At 42.1% G+C, this 19,722-nt stretch carries 18 protein-coding genes and 1 pseudogene; 9 read left to right on the forward strand and 10 right to left on the reverse strand.

Annotation, left to right across the window (positions count from 1 at the left end):
• Positions 1-35 precede the first annotated feature (35 nt).
• Positions 36-653 (forward strand): LysE family translocator, encoded by a 618-nt coding sequence (locus SHALO_RS04960; RefSeq protein WP_069477616.1) that lies wholly within the window; start codon positions 36-38, stop codon positions 651-653.
• Position 654: 1 nt separating this feature from the next.
• Here the strand turns inward: SHALO_RS04960 and SHALO_RS04965 are convergent, their stop codons facing one another.
• The gene (locus SHALO_RS04965) at positions 655-2,859 is read right to left on the reverse strand and encodes a PAS domain S-box protein (protein WP_069477617.1); all 2,205 of its coding nucleotides are present in this window, start codon (positions 2,857-2,859) and stop codon (positions 655-657) included.
• Positions 2,860-2,984: 125 nt separating this feature from the next.
• On the reverse strand, positions 2,985-4,592 hold the full coding sequence (locus tag SHALO_RS04970; protein ID WP_069477618.1) for a methyl-accepting chemotaxis protein: 1,608 nt from the start codon (positions 4,590-4,592) through the stop codon (positions 2,985-2,987).
• 330 nt (positions 4,593-4,922) lie between these two features.
• On the opposite strand from SHALO_RS04970, the gene SHALO_RS04975 reads away from it, so the two are divergent.
• Positions 4,923-5,198 (forward strand): helix-turn-helix domain-containing protein, encoded by a 276-nt coding sequence (locus SHALO_RS04975; RefSeq protein ID WP_238585291.1) that lies wholly within the window; start codon positions 4,923-4,925, stop codon positions 5,196-5,198.
• A 31-nt stretch (positions 5,199-5,229) separates the two neighbouring features.
• On the opposite strand, the pseudogene SHALO_RS15200 reads toward SHALO_RS04975, so the two are convergent.
• Together SHALO_RS15200 and SHALO_RS04980 are read right to left on the reverse strand one after the other, a co-directional pair.
• Positions 5,230-5,445, reverse strand: a pseudogene (locus SHALO_RS15200) (YebC/PmpR family DNA-binding transcriptional regulator); the annotation flags it as partial.
• Positions 5,446-5,611: 166 nt separating this feature from the next.
• Positions 5,612-6,439, reverse strand: coding sequence for a MipA/OmpV family protein (locus SHALO_RS04980; RefSeq protein WP_069477619.1), 828 nt, complete (start codon positions 6,437-6,439; stop codon positions 5,612-5,614).
• 152 nt (positions 6,440-6,591) lie between these two features.
• On the opposite strand from SHALO_RS04980, the gene SHALO_RS04985 reads away from it, so the two are divergent.
• Both SHALO_RS04985 and SHALO_RS04990 read left to right on the forward strand, forming a co-directional pair.
• Positions 6,592-8,043 carry a sensor histidine kinase gene (locus SHALO_RS04985; RefSeq protein ID WP_084010736.1) on the forward strand — a complete coding sequence of 484 codons (1,452 nt, stop codon included), beginning with the start codon at positions 6,592-6,594 and terminating at the stop codon, positions 8,041-8,043.
• A gap of 38 nt (positions 8,044-8,081) precedes the next feature.
• Complete coding sequence (locus tag SHALO_RS04990; RefSeq protein ID WP_238585318.1) at positions 8,082-8,687, forward strand: LuxR C-terminal-related transcriptional regulator; 606 nt, start codon at positions 8,082-8,084, stop codon at positions 8,685-8,687.
• Positions 8,688-8,724: 37 nt separating this feature from the next.
• Here the strand turns inward: SHALO_RS04990 and SHALO_RS04995 are convergent, their stop codons facing one another.
• The 4 genes from SHALO_RS04995 to SHALO_RS05010 form a co-directional block, all read right to left on the reverse strand.
• Positions 8,725-10,071, reverse strand: coding sequence for an alkyl/aryl-sulfatase (locus tag SHALO_RS04995; protein WP_202968812.1), 1,347 nt, complete (start codon positions 10,069-10,071; stop codon positions 8,725-8,727).
• Positions 10,072-10,195: 124 nt separating this feature from the next.
• The gene (locus SHALO_RS05000) at positions 10,196-10,780 is read right to left on the reverse strand and encodes an NAD(P)H-dependent oxidoreductase (protein ID WP_069477622.1); all 585 of its coding nucleotides are present in this window, start codon (positions 10,778-10,780) and stop codon (positions 10,196-10,198) included.
• Between the two features lie 47 nt (positions 10,781-10,827).
• A complete protein-coding gene (locus SHALO_RS05005; protein WP_069477623.1) occupies positions 10,828-11,253 on the reverse strand; it encodes a MarR family winged helix-turn-helix transcriptional regulator in 426 nt (141 codons plus the stop codon).
• Positions 11,254-11,334: 81 nt separating this feature from the next.
• On the reverse strand, positions 11,335-12,045 hold the full coding sequence (locus SHALO_RS05010; protein WP_069477624.1) for a YebC/PmpR family DNA-binding transcriptional regulator: 711 nt from the start codon (positions 12,043-12,045) through the stop codon (positions 11,335-11,337).
• A 121-nt stretch (positions 12,046-12,166) separates the two neighbouring features.
• Here SHALO_RS05010 and SHALO_RS05015 point away from each other — a divergent pair, with 121 nt between their 5' ends.
• The 5 genes from SHALO_RS05015 to SHALO_RS05035 all read left to right on the forward strand — a co-directional run bounded on the left by SHALO_RS05015 (position 12,167) and on the right by SHALO_RS05035 (position 17,235).
• Positions 12,167-12,763 carry a lactate utilization protein gene (locus SHALO_RS05015; RefSeq protein WP_069477625.1) on the forward strand — a complete coding sequence of 199 codons (597 nt, stop codon included), beginning with the start codon at positions 12,167-12,169 and terminating at the stop codon, positions 12,761-12,763.
• A gap of 182 nt (positions 12,764-12,945) precedes the next feature.
• Positions 12,946-13,887: a TAXI family TRAP transporter solute-binding subunit gene (locus SHALO_RS05020; protein ID WP_069477626.1), complete on the forward strand. Its 942-nt coding sequence runs from the start codon at positions 12,946-12,948 to the stop codon at positions 13,885-13,887.
• A 34-nt stretch (positions 13,888-13,921) separates the two neighbouring features.
• Positions 13,922-15,988 carry a TRAP transporter permease gene (locus SHALO_RS05025; protein WP_069477627.1) on the forward strand — a complete coding sequence of 689 codons (2,067 nt, stop codon included), beginning with the start codon at positions 13,922-13,924 and terminating at the stop codon, positions 15,986-15,988.
• Positions 15,989-16,020: 32 nt separating this feature from the next.
• Positions 16,021-16,362, forward strand: a complete 342-nt coding sequence (locus SHALO_RS05030; RefSeq protein ID WP_202968813.1) for a DUF1850 domain-containing protein — start codon at positions 16,021-16,023, stop codon at positions 16,360-16,362.
• Between the two features lie 39 nt (positions 16,363-16,401).
• Positions 16,402-17,235 (forward strand): YitT family protein, encoded by an 834-nt coding sequence (locus SHALO_RS05035; RefSeq protein WP_069477629.1) that lies wholly within the window; start codon positions 16,402-16,404, stop codon positions 17,233-17,235.
• Here SHALO_RS05035 and SHALO_RS05040 read toward each other — a convergent pair.
• Positions 17,232-18,011: a hypothetical protein gene (locus SHALO_RS05040; RefSeq protein ID WP_069477630.1), complete on the reverse strand. Its 780-nt coding sequence runs from the start codon at positions 18,009-18,011 to the stop codon at positions 17,232-17,234. The genes SHALO_RS05035 and SHALO_RS05040 overlap by 4 nt on opposite strands.
• 58 nt (positions 18,012-18,069) lie before the next feature.
• Positions 18,070-19,710 (reverse strand): chaperonin GroEL, encoded by a 1,641-nt coding sequence (groL, locus tag SHALO_RS05045; RefSeq protein WP_069477631.1) that lies wholly within the window; start codon positions 19,708-19,710, stop codon positions 18,070-18,072.
• Positions 19,711-19,722 lie beyond the last annotated feature (12 nt).

Here is a 19,722-nt window from a genome sequence, read left to right on the forward strand (position 1 = left end):
TACACTAAAGCAATCATTTTAGAGGAGTTACCATTATGCTAAGCGTTGAATTTCTTATCACCTCATTGATTGTGGTGCTGATCCCTGGTACGGGTGTTTTGTTTACCATCTCGACAGGGTTGGCACAAGGTCGAAAAGCCAGTGTGTATGCCGCTCTTGGGTGCACGGCAGGAATTGTGCCGCATCTTTTGGCAACGATTTTTGGGCTTGCTGCCATTATGCACACGAGTGCTCTGGCGTTTGAAGTCTTGAAAATTGCAGGTGTTGTGTATCTGTTTTATCTGGCATACATGACATGGAAGGACAAAAGTGGTTTTGAGGCTCAGGCAATTTCTTCGCGTTCCAGTGCGCTCTCTTTAGCGACCAAAGCGTTTTTACTGAACATTCTCAATCCCAAATTAACCATCTTCTTTTTGGCGTTTTTACCACAATTTGTCTCGCCTGAAACGACGTCGCCACTGGGTGATATGGTGATTTTAAGTGCGGTGTTTATGCTGATGACGTTTGTGGTGTTTGTAATCTACGGTCTTTTGGCGCATGGGTTTCGCCACAGTGTTATAGAATCACACCGTGTTCAAACATGGCTAAGACGTGGTTTTGCGTTGACCTTTGCAGGGCTTGGTCTACAGTTGGCTTCTTCAACGCAGAAGTAGTTTAGATCGCGTAGTTGATGGCGTCTTTGAGGCTATCGCGAATCGCTAGAAAGTCTTCTTTGGCGTTGAGGAAAAGATCGACGATTTGCGGATCAAAGTGTTTTCCGCGTTCGTGTTCAAAAAATTCAAAAACAGCCACATCTTCCCATGCTTTTTTGTAACAACGATCGTGGCTAAGGGCATCAAAAACATCGGCAACCGCGACGATGCGCGCATAAAGATGAATGTCTCTGCCTTGAAGATTGAGCGGGTAGCCCGTTCCATCGTACTTTTCATGATGTTCTTTCGCGATGATGGCTGCTGCTTGAAGCAGTGGGCGTGTGGAGTTTTGCAAAATCGTATAGCCTAACATCGCGTGGGTGCGCATAATTTCCCATTCTTCTTCATTTAAAGAACCTGGTTTTTGCAAAATCGAATCAGGAATGCCCACTTTGCCGATGTCGTGCATCGGAGAAGCAGAGCCTATGAGGTCGGACTCTTTTTTATCCAGTCCGTATTTTAACGCCAAAAGGCGGGAATAAGCGGCGACGCGTCTGACATGATTTCCAGTCTCTTTGCTACGACTCTCCGCGATCTCGCCCATACGGTAAATAACCTCTTGCTGGGTCGCTTCAAGCTCTTCATGCAGGTTAATGATTTCGGTGATGTCGCGGCGAATTGCCATGTATTCAAGCGGAATACGGTACTTGTTGAAAATGGGTAAAATCGTGGAGTAAAACCAAGAGGCATTTCCATCTTTACGCTGGTTTTTAAAGACACCGCGCCAGACTTTCCCTTTTTTTAGGGTTCTCCACAAATCGGTAAAAACTTCGTTTGGCGTGTCTTTGTGGCGGATAATGCTGTGATTTTTCCCAATGACTTCTTCTTCGCAAAAGCCCGTTGTTTTGTAAAAATTTTCATTGGCAAAGGTGATGTTTCCTTCCAAATCGGTACGGGTTAAGATGGTGCTTTCATTGATGGCATGTTCGTATTGTTTAAACATGTGGTACGCATCTTCAAAGTTTTTTTCAGAAATTTTGAGTTGCGTTTGAAGCGAATCATGAATCTCATGCACACTGCTAATGTCGGTTCGGATGCTGATAAATTCGACAATATTTCCCTTGTGATCGATGATAGGATTGATCACAGCATTGACCCAATACGCGGAGCCATCTTTGCGCCTATTTTTGACCACACCTTCCCACTTTTCACCCTTTAAGATCGTCTCCCACATCTGTTTGAACGTTTCTTTTGGCACACTGGGATGGCGCACGATGCTATGGGGTTGCCCGATGAGCTCTTCATAACGATAGCCTGAGATTTTACAAAATTTGTCATTGGCATAGGTGATGATGCCCTCTTTGTTGGTTTTTGAGACAATGGTACTGCGATCAACCGCATTTTTATACTCTTGCAAGAGTATCTTTTGATAGCTGTTTTCTTGGGTTTTACGCTCAAAATCGATCCAAAAATTGACTTTTAACAGTAGCTCTTCTTCAATAAATGGCTTATGAAAAAACTCATTCGCCCCTTGTTTGATGAGCTTTCTAACAGTGTTAGCATCGTAATGCTCTGTAAGAATAAAAATGGGAATGTGCATGCTTTGTTTCATGTTCCGAAGCTGCACCAGCAACGACTCTTTGATGGCACTAGAAGCCGAAAAATCTAAGATAATCAGATCAAATGCGGTGAGATCAAGAAGCTTTTGAGCTTGCGCGCTATCCTGAGCAATCTCAACATCGTAATGATGCGGCCGTAAAATAGTTTGAATGTACTGCGCACTTATGGGCGAGGCATCCACCACCAAAATGGAATAAATGGTGTTGTACAAAAGCGCTTTCATCGTTTTATGAATCTCTTTTATCACAACAGGCAGTGGAGAAGTTTTGCAAAGAGAACCCAAAACGCCATACTGTGACCACTCTTCATACGGGTTTGTTTTGACGTCTGAAGTGTAAATAAAAATTTTATGTTTTTCAAAAATATGCAGATTTTGCAGAATCATCTCCCCTTCACCATCCGGAAGTGTGAGATCTACAACAATGAGGTCAAACGAGGAAAATGTCAGAAGTTCGATGGCTGCATGCAGTGTGCTTGCGTGGTGCACAGGATACCCCAGTGCTTCGAGTGACCTTTGCAGCATTTTTGAAAACATTTTGGAGGGGTCGATAAGAAGAATTGAGCCGATCTTTGGCTCTCCCAAAGTACTGTTTAGGGCAATGGTCATGCAAATTCCTCATAAAGCGTTAAATGAAGGGCTAATTATACATAATTGAAAATTTATTCTGCTGATATTTTACATGTAAAGAGCGATTTTTCCCTCTTTACATGTAAAAAGATGCGAATGCTTTTCTACTGAAATTGCCCCAGCTTCAGATTAAGACCTTCCGCCAACTTCGAGAGATGATCCGCAGCACTTGCGATCTCTTCCACGCTTCTGGCATTCTCACTTGTTATGGCGTTAATGTTGGTGACAAGATCAACAATCTTATCGGTATCTTTGGCGATCTTATTGGAGTTATTGGCACTAATCGTAACCGACTTCACACTCTCATCCATCACCGATGTTGTACTAATAATCGTCTCTTCCACATTGGTAGAAACCCCTGCTAATCGTCTGATATTTTGAGCATTTTTTGTCATTTTATCCGAAGAGTTGACAATGGATTGAACTATGATATTAATCGTCGCATTGATCTCGGTTAAAGAGGTTTGGGTTCGCTCAGCTAACTTCCTCACTTCATCGGCAACTACCGCAAACCCACGTCCATGATCTCCTGCACGCGCCGCTTCAATCGCAGCATTAAGCGCGAGTAAATTGGTTTGATCGGCAATATCGGAGATAACGGTTAAGATTTGTTTGACTTGCTCAGCATCTCTGCTCATCTGTTCTAATTGTGATGCTAAAGCCGTTTCTGCTTCACTCGCCAGTTCGACTTCATCTTTAAGCATGATGACCTCTTTCTTAGCTGATTCCAGTTTATCACCGGCTAAGGCAATGCTTTTTTTCATCTCTTCAGAAAGCAGTGCTGTTTCTTGAACAAACTTCTTAATCGTCACAATCTCTTCAATCGTGTTGTTAACAATCACGGTACTGTTTTCTGCATTTCTGCCTATTTGCATACTCGTGGTAGAGAGTTCATGGGAAACTGAAGCATTCTCAGAAGACGAGCGTTTCACATCTTCAATAATTACTTCTAAGGTATCCACCAAAGAGTTAAAGCTATTGACGATCTCTTGAATCTCATTGTTTTTACCGTATTTGATTCTAAATTTGAGCTCTTTGTTTTGCACGAAGCCTGAGATGCCATCACGTATCAGTGATACACCGTGCATGATGTTGTTGCGAATGACAATGCCTATGATGATCATAGCAATGGCAATGAGCAAGGAGAGACTTATCATGATGGTGCTGGCACTATTTTTCTCGATAACAGCATTTTTAGCATCTTTGTCCGCTAATTGTTGATTGTATTCCATGTGTTCATCAATAGCTCGCATCATATTTTGCGCAATTGTTTGGTTTGCTAAATTGAGTGTTTTTGCTTCAGCATTTTTATTTGCATTGGAAAGAGTGAAGAATTTTTCTATAAAAGTAGAATATTGTGTAAAATACTCCTTCTCTTTATCATATAACTCTTTATCTTTTGCATCTGAAAGAAGTGATTCATAGCCTTTAAACTCTTTTTCAAATTCTACTTTATATTTTCGATATTGTTCTTCCAATTTTTTCATTTCATTCATATCTTCAGTACCAAGATGCTGCCAAATAGTAAGTCTAATGCGATACATGCTCTTTTGTAAATGGCTCATTACGATAACGCTAGGTAATGAATTTACATTACATGTATTCGTCTCTTCATAAACTTTATCCATCTTATTTAACCCAATGCTAAAGACAGCAAAAATACCTAAAATGGCAATGGCTAGCATTGTCATCAACTGTTTGGATATACTCATATTAACTCCTTTTAAATGTTCAATTTATAGTATTAAAGATTTTTAAATAAAATTGATGTGGGGGAAGTGTCGTTAAATCTACAATTGTGCCCCCATTGCATTTAACCTGAATAGAGTTTCCAAATGCACTAAAATAACAAACCTAATAATTTGGTAAAATGCCATATCTTAGATAGATTTTTTCTCTGTGCTTGGGTAACTCTTTTAAGAACAACTATTAATAAAAAATTAATATTCTGAGCATTGTAAGCCAATAAAAGAAATACTGCAAAGTCCTATAGGACATTGAAGCAAACGCGTTATCAAAGTAAACTCACAAAAAAGTCACCTATGTTAGGTACCGTTTTGAAAGAGCAGAGGATTATGTGTCAATATGATGTTGAAGAAATACATGCTCAAATACGCCATAATGTAAAGCTATTGAGGGAAATGAGGGGAAAGAGTCAACTTGAAATGGCGCTTGCTATCGGACACTCATCGGCAGCGTTTTACGCCAAGGCAGAACTTGGTATTCAGCGCAAGAAATTCAATGTTGAGCATTTGTGTAAAATTGCGAATGTTTTAGAAGTTGATATTCGGGATTTTTTCAATCATTTAAGAGAGTAGGGCTTTACATGTAAAGCCCAAAAGTGTGTTAACCAATATTCGTGTAGTCAGCATAAACCAACACAATTCCATCTTCTTCCTCGATCTCTTCAAGTCCAGCGTCGATGAGTTTAAGTTCTAGCTCTTCGATGTCCATGTCTACTGTTTTTGCAAACTCAAAAACGGCTTTACGTGAGAACATGAATTCGAATGAGCCATGAGGGCCTTTGCCTTCAAAGGTGGCTTCGCTAAGGATTTGAGTATCTTTGCAAAATTGCAGAGGTAATAGAAGTGGATATTCGAGATTTTTTTAAAGATTTATTTTAGAGTAGGAAGAGAGCTTTACATGTAAAGCTCTCACGAGGATTTAAAAAAGCTCTTTGAGCGTTAATTGAACGGATACTTTTTTTGACAAGACCAACGTTATTTTCAGATTAGAATTTATAACTTAAAGTGACCATTGTAGCCGTGTTCAAATCTTTTTTTGTGAGTGGGCTATCAGCGGCATCAGATAATAATTTATCTGCCGTGAGCATAACTTTTGCTTCCCAACTTTTTGTTATCGAATAGAATGTACCAAGCGAAACTCCAGCAGATTTAATTCCTGATTTTGCCTCATATTGGTTATAGCCAGAACGCATTGCTTGTGCTGGAGAAATGCCAAAATAACTTTGCATATGCTCTTCATCCGCCCATGTATTACCAGCAGCAACTTTTAACTTCAGCTTTTCTGTCAGTGAGAATGTCTTGCTTACCTCTATTTTTGCCGTTGTGCCATATTCTTCATCTCCCTTTGAGATTTTGCCTGAAAGTTTCATAGGACCAAAATCATATTCTCCAAGAAGATTGACTATTAATCCCATATCAATATCGCCCACGCCTCGTAGATTTTCTCTATCATCTTTTTCTTCTCTACCAAAAGAGGGGCCTATTGAAGCACCGATTTTATAGTTTTCTCCATAAATGGGATAGCCTCCAATCCCATTCCAATTTGCAAAAATCAAACCTTCTTTATACCTAGCGGAGATGTCAGGGATGAGTATCGCATGGTAATTGTTAGAACCTTCATATTTTGCTCTATACATCACGCCACCACCAAGTGCAAAAGCCCAGTTTTCTTTTGCAAATAGCGCAGAAGAAACCTGCTCTGTTTGTATGGGTTCAGGACGATTTGGTATCTCTTTGCCAAAGGCATTGAGCGTAAATATTGCAGTAAGTACAGCGAGACTCATAAATGAGATTGAACGTGAAGTGTATGGCATAGTATAGCTCCTTTTAAGTGTGATTTACGTGTTTGGAAATATAGCTGATTATTATAGTTTGCACATCGGTCTAAAGTATGAGATACAACAAAGAATTGCACATCAGACTTTAGACTGATGTATTTTTCTAAAAATTATTTTATAATGAAGATATGAAAAATTTATTCAACTATTATCTGACTTTTATGAATCGTTTGTGGTGTCAGCTTGCGATAAGTTACGCGTTGCTTTCTTTTTTTGCCATGATCTTACTTGCTGTAATGCTAAATAGCATAAACAATTACAATGATTTTCATTCAACCATTACGCTTGAAAATGTTGAAAGAATCATAGACAGTGAAGAGCTTATTGTTACACAAGCCATTCTTGATACGAATAGCGTCGAATGGTTGAACAAAGCTCGCAATAATATCCGTGAAAAATTGATAAACTTGGAGCAGGGTAGGGGTTCTTCAATTTACCGTATTACGAGCTCTAGTTCTCCTGAGGTCTATATTGAGATTACCGATAAAAATGGTTATCCTTTGATGTCGGATCTTGATAATTTTTCAAAAAAAAAATCACCCTATCTTAATCAAATAAAAAGTCAGGGCGCAGTAAAAAACAGTGTTCAATGGCTAGCAAAAAATGGACCTATCTTAGCAGATAAGGAACTCATAAAGCATGACAATAAAGAACTCATCGGACATTTACGCATTGTGTATATCGCTGAATTTGATCCATGGATACAGTTTAAGAGTGTCATTCTTTTTCTGTTTCACAGATGGGATAAGATTTTATTGCTTTCGGTGCCGATAGGTATTATATGTGGACTCATTGCCTCTCGTTATGTAACGAAGCAATTGCAAAAAATGAATGAGATTACTGAAAGCTGGCGGCAAGGTAACTTTCAAAAGAAGATTTCTCTGCCAAATGATGATGTTCTGATGCGGCATAGTGAACACCTTAATAACATGGCACGGGATTTGGAAATGTATCTGAATTTGAAACAAAATCTTGCCATAAGTGATGAGCGAAACCGTCTGGCGCGTGAACTTCACGATACGGTAAAACAGAAACTCTTCGCTTTAGGTTTACAACTGGCAACCATCAAGACCAAGTCTGCCGCAATGGAATTTGCTGGCGAACATATCTTTGAGGCGGAAGCTATCACTCGCGAAGCACAGCATGATCTCATGGAAATTATCACGCAACTACACTCCACAGAAGGCAATAACACTTCATTTTTTGAACGTATCGTTATGATTGCCGAAGATTTTAAGCGCCGTTTTGGCATAAGCGTAGAACTAAAGTATTCTGAACTCCTTCAGTGTAACGCGTATACGGAGCATCATATTTTACGTATTGTTCAAGAATCGCTAATCAATGCAGTGCGCCATGGTAAGGCGTCTAAGATCGTGATCGCAAGTGAAAGACACTACGATACTATTACCCTTACGATCACCGATAATGGAGTAGGCTTTATGCCTGAGCAAAAAACAGGAGGATTTGGGCTTATTTCCATGCACGAACGCGTACAAGAGCTGCCAGATGGAACACTTGACATTCAAAGTACCGCAGGTGTGGGAACTCAAATCACACTTTCATGGAGAAATGAATCATGACTGAAAAAATTACACTTATTCTTGCTGACGACCATGCTATGGTTCGCAAAGGGCTAACGGCCTTTCTTTCCACCGCGGAGGATATTCAAGTGATGGCCGTTGTGGAATCTGGTATGGAAGCTGTGAGTGCTGCGATGCAATATGCCCCTGATGTTGTATTGCTTGACCTATTTATGCCAGATAAACCAGCCGTTGAAACGATACGGCAGATTAAAAAAGTGAGTCCTCGTAGCCAGATTATCATGGTAACCTCACACGAAGGCGATGAATACGTGGTGCCAACAACACAAGCAGGAGCTATTTCGTATATACTCAAAGATGCAACGCCTGAAGACCTTATTCGTACCGTGCGAAAAGCGGCACGAGGAGAAAGTACCATAAGTTCGCGTGTCGCTAAAGCACTCGAAAAGGTTGTCTCCCTAAAAATGGAAGATGAACAGTTCCATGAGGATTTAACAAGTCGCGAAATGGAAGTGTTGCATTATATTGCAGAAGGATCGTCGAATATGGATATTGCAACGCATCTAAATATTTCAGAAAAAACTGTAAAATCGCATGTCAGCAATATCCTAAGTAAACTCTATTTAACGGATCGAACCAAAGTTGCGGTGTATGCATGGCGTCAGGGGCTTGTAAAGAAATAAGACAAACTTTATCTTACCCCTTTACAAAACGTCACTCTTAATCAGCCAACAACTCTTTAGCATAAGCAAAGTAATAATGACGTCCATTTGCACTTGTTTCTTTTTGCGCTAAGATGATAAGACCTTGGGCTTTATACTGTTTAACAGCCTTATGGTTGCTCTCTATCGCCAAAATAATATCCGCTAACTCAATAGCCCATTGTGCATCTCTCTTTTTCAAAGCATCTTGTATTGCAACAATCACAGCTTTTTTCCCACCCATAAGTGCAAGGGTCTTTTTGGCATGCTCTTTTGCTGGTAAAGGATGCAGTTTTGTTGGGTTTTCATCAAACCACCCCATGTAGCCTGTAAATATACCCCGAACCGTCCACTCAACCGTTCCATAGTATTCACCAAGGTAAGGAAGTTTAGCCCACTTTTCAGGCAATTTAACCACTTCAGCGACTTGGTCTATACTCAAACCTTGATTGATAGATTTAAGTGTTTCGTTAAAAACAAACTCAATAGCATCATGGTAATTTGTGAGGACTTCTTTAACATTGGACTCTCCCATAAGCGGACGAGTATGACCAGGTAAGACATACTTGGCATTATACGAGAGCATTTTTTCTAACGTATCAATCCATGCGCTTATATCACGATATTGACCACCGCGAATAGGAGAAATATTTGGCCAGCAACCGTAATAATTATCGCCACTAAAAAGCACTTTGTAGGTTGGTAGCCAAATCAGTAAATGGTCATCCGTTTCACCAAGAACGCCACTCAGTTCAAATGTCACACCATCGATTTCACGCACTACTTTTCGCTCCGTCAACACCGTCGTTGGAGCGACAAACACCTGTTTATCACCTTGTTTCGTGGTGATGCCTTCACGGATGCCAATGCCTTGAGAGAGCGCTTCTTCATCACTTAACTGATAGCCATGTTGCCTGATGCTCCGTAGATCAAAGACCTCTTTTAGTGCATTCATCTTTCCTAAAACAGGCTTTAGTGGAGCAGCGGCAATAATTTCTGGCGCGGTATCCATAAAAACCCCAGCACCTCCACGATGATCGGGATGCCCATGGGTATAAATAATCGTTTTTACAGGCTTATTGGTATGCTCTGCAATAATTTTCTTCAACGTCATCGCTCTTGATTCAGAATCCAGCGTATCAATTAAAATAACGGACGTATCACCAATGATAAAACTCGCATTACTATGTGCGTATCCCATCACATGATAGACTTTATTGGGGATAATTTCGGTAACTTGTTTTGGATAAGCTGTCGATGAAAACGCTTTTAAGGATTGTTCATCGACAGTATTTTTGATCGGTTCTGATGCTGCAAACAGACTACTCGCCATAATGGCTAAAGTGCATAAGAGAGCATATTTCATATCTTTTCCTCATTAGATATTTATTGTTGGGTGATGATGTTAAGTGTCATTGTATTGATAAAGCCAACATCATCTGCTTTAATATAATCTCCATTCTCTCCTGCCCACTTTTTCTTACAAGGGGTTAAAAAAGCTCTTTAAGTGTTAATTGAACTGTTTTTAACATCTCTTTACGTGTGAGATCATCACTTGTAGAGATTCCTCCAAAAAAGAGATGGTTGAGTGTCGCAACACCACAAAAACTAAAGATGCCTTCATCGGTTGTCTGTTTTAAACTTTGTGTCATTCCCGAAGCATCGTAGTACATATTAGGCGTTCCATGTGTGGTAATCATAAAACCTTTTTTGCTTGCCAATAAGCCTTCAACCATGCCTTTTTTGCTATATTGATAAGCAAACCCATACGCAAAGACACGATCAATATAGCCTTTTAAAATAGCAGGTAATCCCGTCCACCAAAGTGGGTAGATGAGCGTGATAGCGTCGGCATTTTTGATGAACGCTTGCTCGGTTGCAATATCTTCTGGCGTATTACCACTGCGTAATTCTTTAAAGTCCACAGGGCTAAGAACGGGGTTAAATCCAAGTGCATAGAGGTTTCTTACGACAACGCTGTGACCTTTACTCTCAAGTGCTGCGACAGCACTTTCTAAAATGGCATGATTGAAGCTATCCTCAAAGGGATGAGCATAAACGATAAGATGATTCATAATAACTCCTTTTTAGTTTTATATCTAACTATTTGATGTTTAAAAAATTATGACAAATTGTGCATGATCTTTTCTAAAATAGGATCGACCACGTTCATTTCTGCCTCTGAAATACCTTGAAAAATTTTAGTGTTCAGACTTTGCGAAATCTCTTGAAAATCTTTCTCAAACGCCTTGCCTTGTTCGGTTAAACGAATGTAGGTTACGCGACTGTCTGTATCACTTTTCTCTTTGAGCACATAGCCTAAAACAACCAGTTTGTCGACCAGCACGGTGATCGTTGGTTTGCTACGATGGATTTTCTCAGCGAGCTCTTTCATCGTAATGTTCTCATGACTGTAAAGAAATGACAATATTCCACCATGCGATGGCACGATGCCATAAATACCTCGTTTTTCAAGTTCTTGAATAATGAAGCGATGGGCTTTGTCTGAAATTCTGCTGATGCGTGCAATGGTAATTCTAGGTTTCATGAGGAGCATTATAGTTAGATGTCTAATAAAAATCAAGGGGAAAAAAGAAATTTAGGGCTTTACATGTAAAGCCCTACTGTGTTAACCAATATTCGTGTAAACTGCTTGTACGTCATCATCATCTTCGATTTTTTCGATGATTTTATCGACATCGACCATCTGCTCTTCGCTGAAGCTCACAGGATTGTTGGCGATGCGTTCCAAGTTGGCTTTGGTAAGGGTGATGCCAAGGCGATCAAAGGCAGCATTGAGCGTTCCAAAGTTGGTGTAGTCAGCATAAACCAACACAACTCCATCTTCTTCCTCAATCTCTTCAAGCCCTGCGTCGATGAGTTCAAGTTCTAGCTCTTCGATGTCCATGTCTGCTGTTTTTGCAAACTCAAAAACCGCTTTGCGAGAGAACATAAATTCGAGTGAGCCATTATTGACCATCTCTCCGCCTGCTTTTTTAAACGCGCTTTTGATGTTCGCAACACTACGTGTATTGTTGTCCGTTGCGCATTCCACAAAAAAGAGTGAACCATGAGGGCCTTTGCCTTCAAATGTGACTTCGCTAAGGGTTTGCGCATCTTTGCCAAGCGCTCGCTTAATCGCCGCATCGATGTTGTCTTTAGGCATATTTTCCGCTTTGGCGTTGAGGATCGCTGTTCTGAGTTTTGCATTGCTCTCAGGGTCTCCACCGCCTTCTTTTGCCGCCATCATAATGGTTCGGCCAAGTCTTGGAAATACGCGTGACATATTTCCCCATCGTTTCATTTTTGATGCTTTTCGGTATTCAAACGCTCTTCCCATAGGGGTCAATTCCTTGTGTCATGTTCTTAATAGTGCATTATTATAGCTTGTTTATACCTTGTTTAAAATAAGAGATTTTTCTATAATCTATCAGCAATTCACACATTCAAAGGATGGTACAATGGAAAATCTTAAAAAAATTTATAAAAAACATGGCTTCGAGCTGATTTGTGTTCCCACGCAAGAAGAAGCGCTGAGTGTCGCGATGAGTTTTATTAAGCCGCACATGAGCATCGGATTTGGCGGATCGACGACGGTCAAACAAATTGGGCTGTATGACTATGTTACTTCTCGTAAGGACATCACACTTTTTAATCAGTACGAAGCGGGCATCAGCATGGAAGAAAATAGCGATCGAAGGCATAAAGGCATTCTCGCAGATCTTTACATCACGAGTACCAATGCCCTGACAAAAAATGGGGAACTCGTCAATGCCGATGGCAGTGGAAACAGGGTCGCTGCACAGATTTTTGGGCCTAAAAAGGTGCTGATTATCGCAGGCATCAATAAACTGGTTGAAAACGTGGAAGAGGGATTTGCACGCATTCGCGATGTGGCAAGCCCTAAGAACATTGAGCGCATGAATAACCTTGCCATCAGTATGGGAAAAGAGCCACGCCATAACATGAGTAACATCGGTCGAAAATTCGCCTACATCAACGGCGATGACGAAGGGCGCACGACGATTATTTTGGTGGATGAGGAGCTTGGTTATTAAAATGCTTCGCAGGGAAACATTTTACATGTAAAGCAGTAATGGTGTGACTTTTTTAGATTCTCCAAGGAAATTTGCATTAAAGTAAAAGTATAAGAAGTTTAGTAAGCCCCACACATTAAAATAAGACTAATGGGGCTTAATACCTCTTTGATGTAATATCAAAATTTCATAAGGAGTCATTGATGAAGAAATCACTTTTAGTAGGTGCAGCGGCTGTATGTTTGAGCGTTTCCGTGTATGCGGCAGAGTTTATCAACGTTTTGACGGGTGGAACGAGTGGGATTTATTATCCTCTTGGTGTCGCACTGTCGCAAATGTATGCCAAAGCGATTCCCGATTCTAAAACAGCGGTTCAAGCAACCAAGGCGAGTGTCGAAAACCTCAATCTTCTCCAAGCAGGACGAGGCGAGGCGGGCATCTCTTTAGGCGATTCGTTCTCCGACGCGTACAAAGGCGATGCAGATGCTGGCTTTAAAGCACCACTCGATAAGCTTCGTACCATTTCAGCCCTTTATCCCAACTACATTCACTTTGTAGCCGCCGCCGATTCTGGCATCAAGTCATTTGCCGACATCAAAGGCAAACGCATCTCTGTCGGTGCTCCAAAATCAGGTACCGCTTTGAATTCTAAAAAGATTTTGGAAGCCGCAGGCATTAACTACAAAGACTTCTCCAAAGTTGAGTACCTCTCCTACGCAGAATCCGTTGAGTTAATGAAAAATAGACAGCTTGATGTCACATTGCTCTCTTCAGGTGCAGGCGTTGCCGCCCTTCGCGATCTTGCGACGTCACAAAAAGTCGTTTTCTTGACGATTCCTGAAGAGATTGTCAAAAAAATCGATGATCCAGCGTACCAAGTGGGCATCATTCCTGCCAATACCTATGAAGGTCAAACAGCGGATGTTAAAACCGTTTCCGTTCAAAACTTCCTTGTCACACACTCTGGTGTTTCGGAGCAAACAGTTTACACGATGACCAAAACGATGTTTGAAAACTTAGATCAAATGGTTGCAGCGCACGCCGCAGCAAAGGGCATTAGCTTAGAAAATGCTGCAAAAAATCCTCCTGCACCATTGCACCCAGGCGCTGAGCGTTACTATAAAGAAGTGGGTATTTTAAAATAAACGTGAAGTTTTATCAAACATGTAAGGAATAAGTATGTCTGCCTTAATAAACGAGGAAGTCCACGAAGAGACTTCCGATTTTGAAGAACACGGTCACCAGCGTCAACTTGTAGGTTGGGCATCGCGCTTGATGATGGCTGGAGCGCTCGCTTTTTCTGCCTATCAGATCTCTGTTGCGGCGTTTCACCCATTTTCCAGTTTGATTATTAGAGCTTTACATGTAAGCTTTTTGGTCTTCTTGATTTTTATGCTTTACCCTGCCACTTCAAAAGGGCGTACACAGCAAAGCATCCCTTGGTATGACCTTTTGCTCTCCTTTTTTGGCTTTGCCCTTGGCTTTTACCATCTCGTTTTTGAAGCAGACCTCATTGAACGCTCAGGCGATCCGACAACGATGGATCTTTTTGTGGCAACGGCGGCAAGCATCTTGGTCTTTGAAGCGGCACGTCGTGTTGTGGGTTGGGCACTGACGCTTGTGTGTGGACTGTTCTTGGCGTATGGCTTTTTGGGGCAATATCTGCCGCTTTCCATCGCGCATCGCGGTTTTGGGTTTGACCAGATCGTGAGTCAACTCTACCTTGGAAGTGATGGTATTTTGGGCACACCAACACTGGTTTCAGCTACGTACATCTTTTTGTTCATTCTTTTTGGAACGTTTTTGGAACATGCAGGGATGATTCGCCTCTTCAATGCCCTTGCGCTTGGCCTGGTTGGTCGCGCGCAAGGAGGTCCTGCAAAAGTTGCGGTTATCTCTTCTGGGCTTATGGGAACGATCTCTGGCTCAGGCGTTGCCAATGTCTTAACCGTTGGTCAATTTACGATTCCGTTAATGAAACGCTTTGGCTACACCTCTGTTTTTGCAGGAGCTGTTGAAGCGACCGCTTCGATGGGTGGGCAAATTATGCCTCCTGTTATGGGTGCAGTGGCGTTCATTATGGCGGAGACGCTCAATGTTCCCTATTCGGACATCGTGATGGCGGCGATTATCCCTGCGATGCTTTACTATTTCACTGCATTTTGGATGGTGCATCTTGAAGCAGGGCGTTTGAAACTTTTAGGTATCCCAGCCGATCAATGTCCTAATCCTTGGAAAGAGTTAAAAAATAGTTGGTATTTAGCCCTTCCTTTGGCGGCGTTGGTCTATATGCTTTTTCATGGCTTTACCCCGATGTTTGCAGGTATGATGGGCTTAACGCTGACGTCTGTGCTTATTTTAGGTGCCGCGATTGCGGTGCGTATTTCTCAAACAGCACTGCGGTATGTCTTTTGGTTTGCACTTGGTCTTAGTGCGGCTTCGTTTATCGAGTGGGGCATTGTGCCTGTAATGGGTGTTATCGTCATTTTGGTGCTTCTTAACTTTGTGGTTCAAGGTGGACGCGATACGCTTCGGACGATGAAAACAGCCCTCATTGATGGGGCGAAACAAGCTCTTGGCGTGGGAATCGCATGTGCGATCGTGGGTGTCATCATCGGTGTATTAACACTTACAGGTGCGGCATCGAATTTTGCAGGGTTTATTTTGGAAGTGGGCGAGAAGAGTCTCTTTTTATCCTTACTTCTGACGATGGTAGCGTGTTTGATCTTGGGTATGGGCATTCCGACCATTCCGAATTACATCATCACGAGCTCCATCGCAGCGCCTGCACTTTTGAAACTGGGCGTTCCACTCATTGTGAGTCACATGTTCGTTTTTTACTTTGGCATTATGGCAGACCTCACGCCTCCAGTTGCGCTTGCTGCTTTTGCGGCGGCTTCCATCGCTAAAGCTTCTGCGATGAAAATCGGCTTTAAAGCAACGCAAATTGCTGTTGCAGGCTTTGTTGTACCGTTTATGGCGGTGTACGATCCAGCCTTAATGATGCAAGGTGATCCGACATGGATCGCGGTTGTTTATATCGTGGTGAAAGCGCTGCTTGCTATTTTCTTATGGGGATGTGCGGCGATTGGGTATCTGTGGTCACCGCTTCCTATGTTTGAGCGTGTGTTTGCTGCGTGCTCAGCGGCACTTTTGGTCGCGGCGATTCCTTTAACCGATCAGATTGGATTTGTGTTAGGGGTTATGTTTATCGCGTGGAATGGGTGGAAAAACCGTAAGCGATGATGTCATTGTGTCTTAGTTCAGGAGCAGTCACAGTGAGCTTGTTCCTGAACTCTTTTACCCTTGCATGGATGCACTCGGTCGAGAAAATTCGCTGGGAAGAGCAGTGGAAAATCGAGGGAAAATCTTTACATGTAATCTCTGCCAGTGTGCGCGGAAGTGGCGCAGGGATGGAACCGCCACCTGATGCTGTTTTTAAAGAGGGCGCTTGGCACTACACGCCGCATGTTCCACCACTTCAAGAGCTTCGTTTGGCGCATTCTCCTTTTACAACGGAGTACGAGCTCTGTTTTGATGGCAGATGCACACCGCTCAATGAGCTCTTCTTAACGCTTCCTTCCATCGACACTATTGTTCTTGAAGCCTGCGAACGCTAGAATAGCGCCATTATTTTCTTACATGTAAGGTTTTTCCTCTTGAAATCAGAATTCAAAAATTACAGTTATATTTTCTTAGGTTCGCTCTTCTTGAGCTTTGGTGTGGTGGCTCTGTTTATTCCCAATGCGTTGGTAACGGGTGGCACATCGGGTATGGCACTTTTGGGGCATTACCTTTTCAAACTGCCCGTGGGTGTGCTTATGATCGCGATTAATGTCCCACTGCTTTTCTTGGGCACCAAATACTTTGGCAAGCATTTTACCCTTCGTAGTATCATCGCGATCGGATTTACCTCTGTGTGTATTGACTTCATGGTTGAATTCTTACATGTAAACGCTCTCAGCCACGATGTGATTTTAGCATCGATCTTTGGTGGTATTGCGGTTGGCATTGGTTTAGGATTTATTTTAAGCGGTCATGCTTCCGCAGGTGGTTCTACCATTATCGCCAAAATCGTCGCGTCAAAGACGAGCATCAAAGCCTCTTCGGTAATGCTTTTTATCGATATGCTCGTGATCCTTGCGATTGCGTTTATCTCTCAAAACATTGACTTAGCGCTTTGGAGTTTGGTGAGCATTTATATCAGCGCGAAGAGTATCGATATGTTTTTAACGCGCGGTCCTTCTAAAAAAGTGGTGCACATCGTCTCTACAAAAATCGAAGAACTCTGTGCTCAAATCGTGCCACTGCTAGGGAAAAATGGAACGATTGTTGAAGGAAATGGCATCTTTGAGCATGAAAACAAACGCATGATCTTTTTGGTCGTCGAAAATCGTAAAATTCCGATGCTCAAAGAGCTGATCCAAACTGCGGATAAAGAAGCATTTATGGTGGTGATGGAAGCCTCAGAGTTGTTGGGGCGAGGGCATTAAAACTTACTTTTGAAGTTGATGCTGAACTGATCGTTTTGTTTATCTTGTCCTGTTTTATCAAAAGCGACGCCTAGATTGAACCCTTTAGAAATTTCATTGAGCTGAAAGTTACTGTACACGCCCGTGTAAGAGAGATTGGTTTGCACTTCACTGGCTACAACATAGCGAGAGCCTAGCGTAATGTCTTTGCGAGGCGAGTAGTTTAGATCAACCGCGTACGCTTCTGTATTGGGTGTGTAGTTGTTGGAGCTGAGCACCGAAGAGGTTGGAAGAAGATGATCTTTCCCATCCAAATCACCATTCGCACTATGACTGCCTTCTAGCACCTTTGAATACGCAACATAACTTCCAAAATTTTCATAATTCACCTGCGCTTTAACCCCAAAGGCATTGGTCGTTTCAATACTACTTTGCTCCACACTTTGACGATACGTATCGGCATAATAGTTGGCTCTTAGTTTATACCCAATATCGTCTGCTCTGCCATCATAAAGTGCTTCCGTGTAATAGATAGTGTTATCGGTACTGCTTTGGCGTGTTTCAGTTGCAAACGATTGGGTCGCGACTTCGAGTCGTACGCCCTCCACGGGAGCCGTTTTGTAGTGAAAAAGAATTTTTTGAGTTTTGGTACTCGAAAAGGGACTCTCTTCGTCGCTTGCTTCATTGGAATTGGCATTGATTTTATGCGTTAGATTGCCATCAAGGAGTGCGTCCATCAATGAATCAGCGGCAAATAAGGAAGATAAAAAGATGAGAAGGAGGGTAAGTTTTTTCATGATGTGTGAAAGCGTAAAGCCACCGAGATGGCTTTACATGTAAAGCAGGAGGGAATGATTACATCATTCCGCCCATGCCTCCCATTCCGCCCATGCCACTCATATCTGGCATTGCAGACGCTTTATCTTCTTTTGCATTGGTGATGGTCGCTTCCGTTGTCAAAAGGAGACTTGCCACAGAAACCGCATTTTGAAGTGCAATACGTGAAACTTTAACAGGATCAACGATGCCCGCTTCAAACATATCGACATACTCACCCGTTGCAGCGTTAAAGCCATAGTTTGGTTTGTTGCTTGTTAGAACATTGTTCGCCACAACGCCTGCATCAAAGCCAGCGTTCTCAGCGATTTGTTTTAATGGAGCTTTAAGAGCACGTGTAACGATCTCAGCGCCAATCGCTTCATCGCCAGTGAGGTTGAGTTTGATTTTTGCGTTTGCAAGCAAGAATGCAGAACCACCACCCACAACGATGCCTTCTTCAACAGCTGCTTTTGTTGCTGAAAGTGCATCATCCACACGGTCTTTTTTCTCTTTCATCTCAGTTTCAGTTGAAGCACCCACTTTAATGACCGCAACACCACCGCTGAGTTTTGCTAAACGCTCTTGAAGCTTTTCTCTATCGTAGTCACTGCTTGTTTCTGCGATTTGTGCTTTGATCTGACCAACACGAGCGTCAATTCTAGCTTTGTCGCCATTGCCATTCACGATGGTTGTGTTGTCTTTGTCGATCACAATGCGTGCTGCTTGACCAAGATCTGCCAAGGTAGCCGCTTCAAGTGTACGTCCTAGCTCTTCACTGATCACTTCACCACCACTGATGATCGCGATGTCTTCAAGCATCGCTTTTCTTCTATCGCCAAAACCTGGTGCTTTAACCGCAGCGATGTTAAGAACGCCTCTGAGTTTGTTTACAACTAACGTTGCCAATGCTTCACCGTCGATGTCTTCTGCGATGATAAGCAAAGGTTTACCTGTTTTTTGAACTTGCTCAAGTACAGGAAGAAGATCTTTAAGGTTAGAAACTTTTTTGTCATACAATAAAACATAAGGATGCTCTAAAATCGTTTGCATTTTCTCAGGATTGGTCACAAAGTAAGGAGAAAGGTAACCACGATCAAACTGCATACCCTCAACGACGTCAAGTTCGTCTTGGATACCTTTGGCTTCTTCAACGGTAATAACGCCATCTTTGCCCACTTTTTCCATCGCTTCAGCGATCAACTCACCGATAACCGTGTCTGAGTTGGCAGAAATAGTTGCAACTTGTGCGATCTCTTTTTTATCTTTAACGGCTTTTGCCATTTTTTTAAGCTCAGCGATAATCGCTTCAGCCGCTTTGTCCATACCACGTTTCACTTCAATAGGGTTTGCACCCGCAGTGATGTTTCTAAGACCCTCTTTGAAAATAGCATGCGCCAAAACCGTTGCAGTGGTTGTACCATCCCCTGCTTGATCCGCTGTTTTTGATGCAACTTCTTTAACCAGTTGAGCACCCATGTTTTCGATGGTATCTTTAAGTTCGATCTCTTTAGCCACAGAAACACCATCTTTGGTGATGCTAGGAGCGCCAAAGCTTTTTTGGATCAAAACATTGCGACCGCGTGGTCCCATTGTAACTTTTACAGCGTCATTGAGTTTTTTAACACCTTCGTAGAGTGCATTGCGAGCATTATCTGAAAATTGAATCTCTTTTGCCATGTTTATTTCCTT

It is taken from the genome of Sulfurospirillum halorespirans DSM 13726 (assembly GCF_001723605.1).
GTDB lineage: Bacteria > Campylobacterota > Campylobacteria > Campylobacterales > Sulfurospirillaceae > Sulfurospirillum > Sulfurospirillum halorespirans.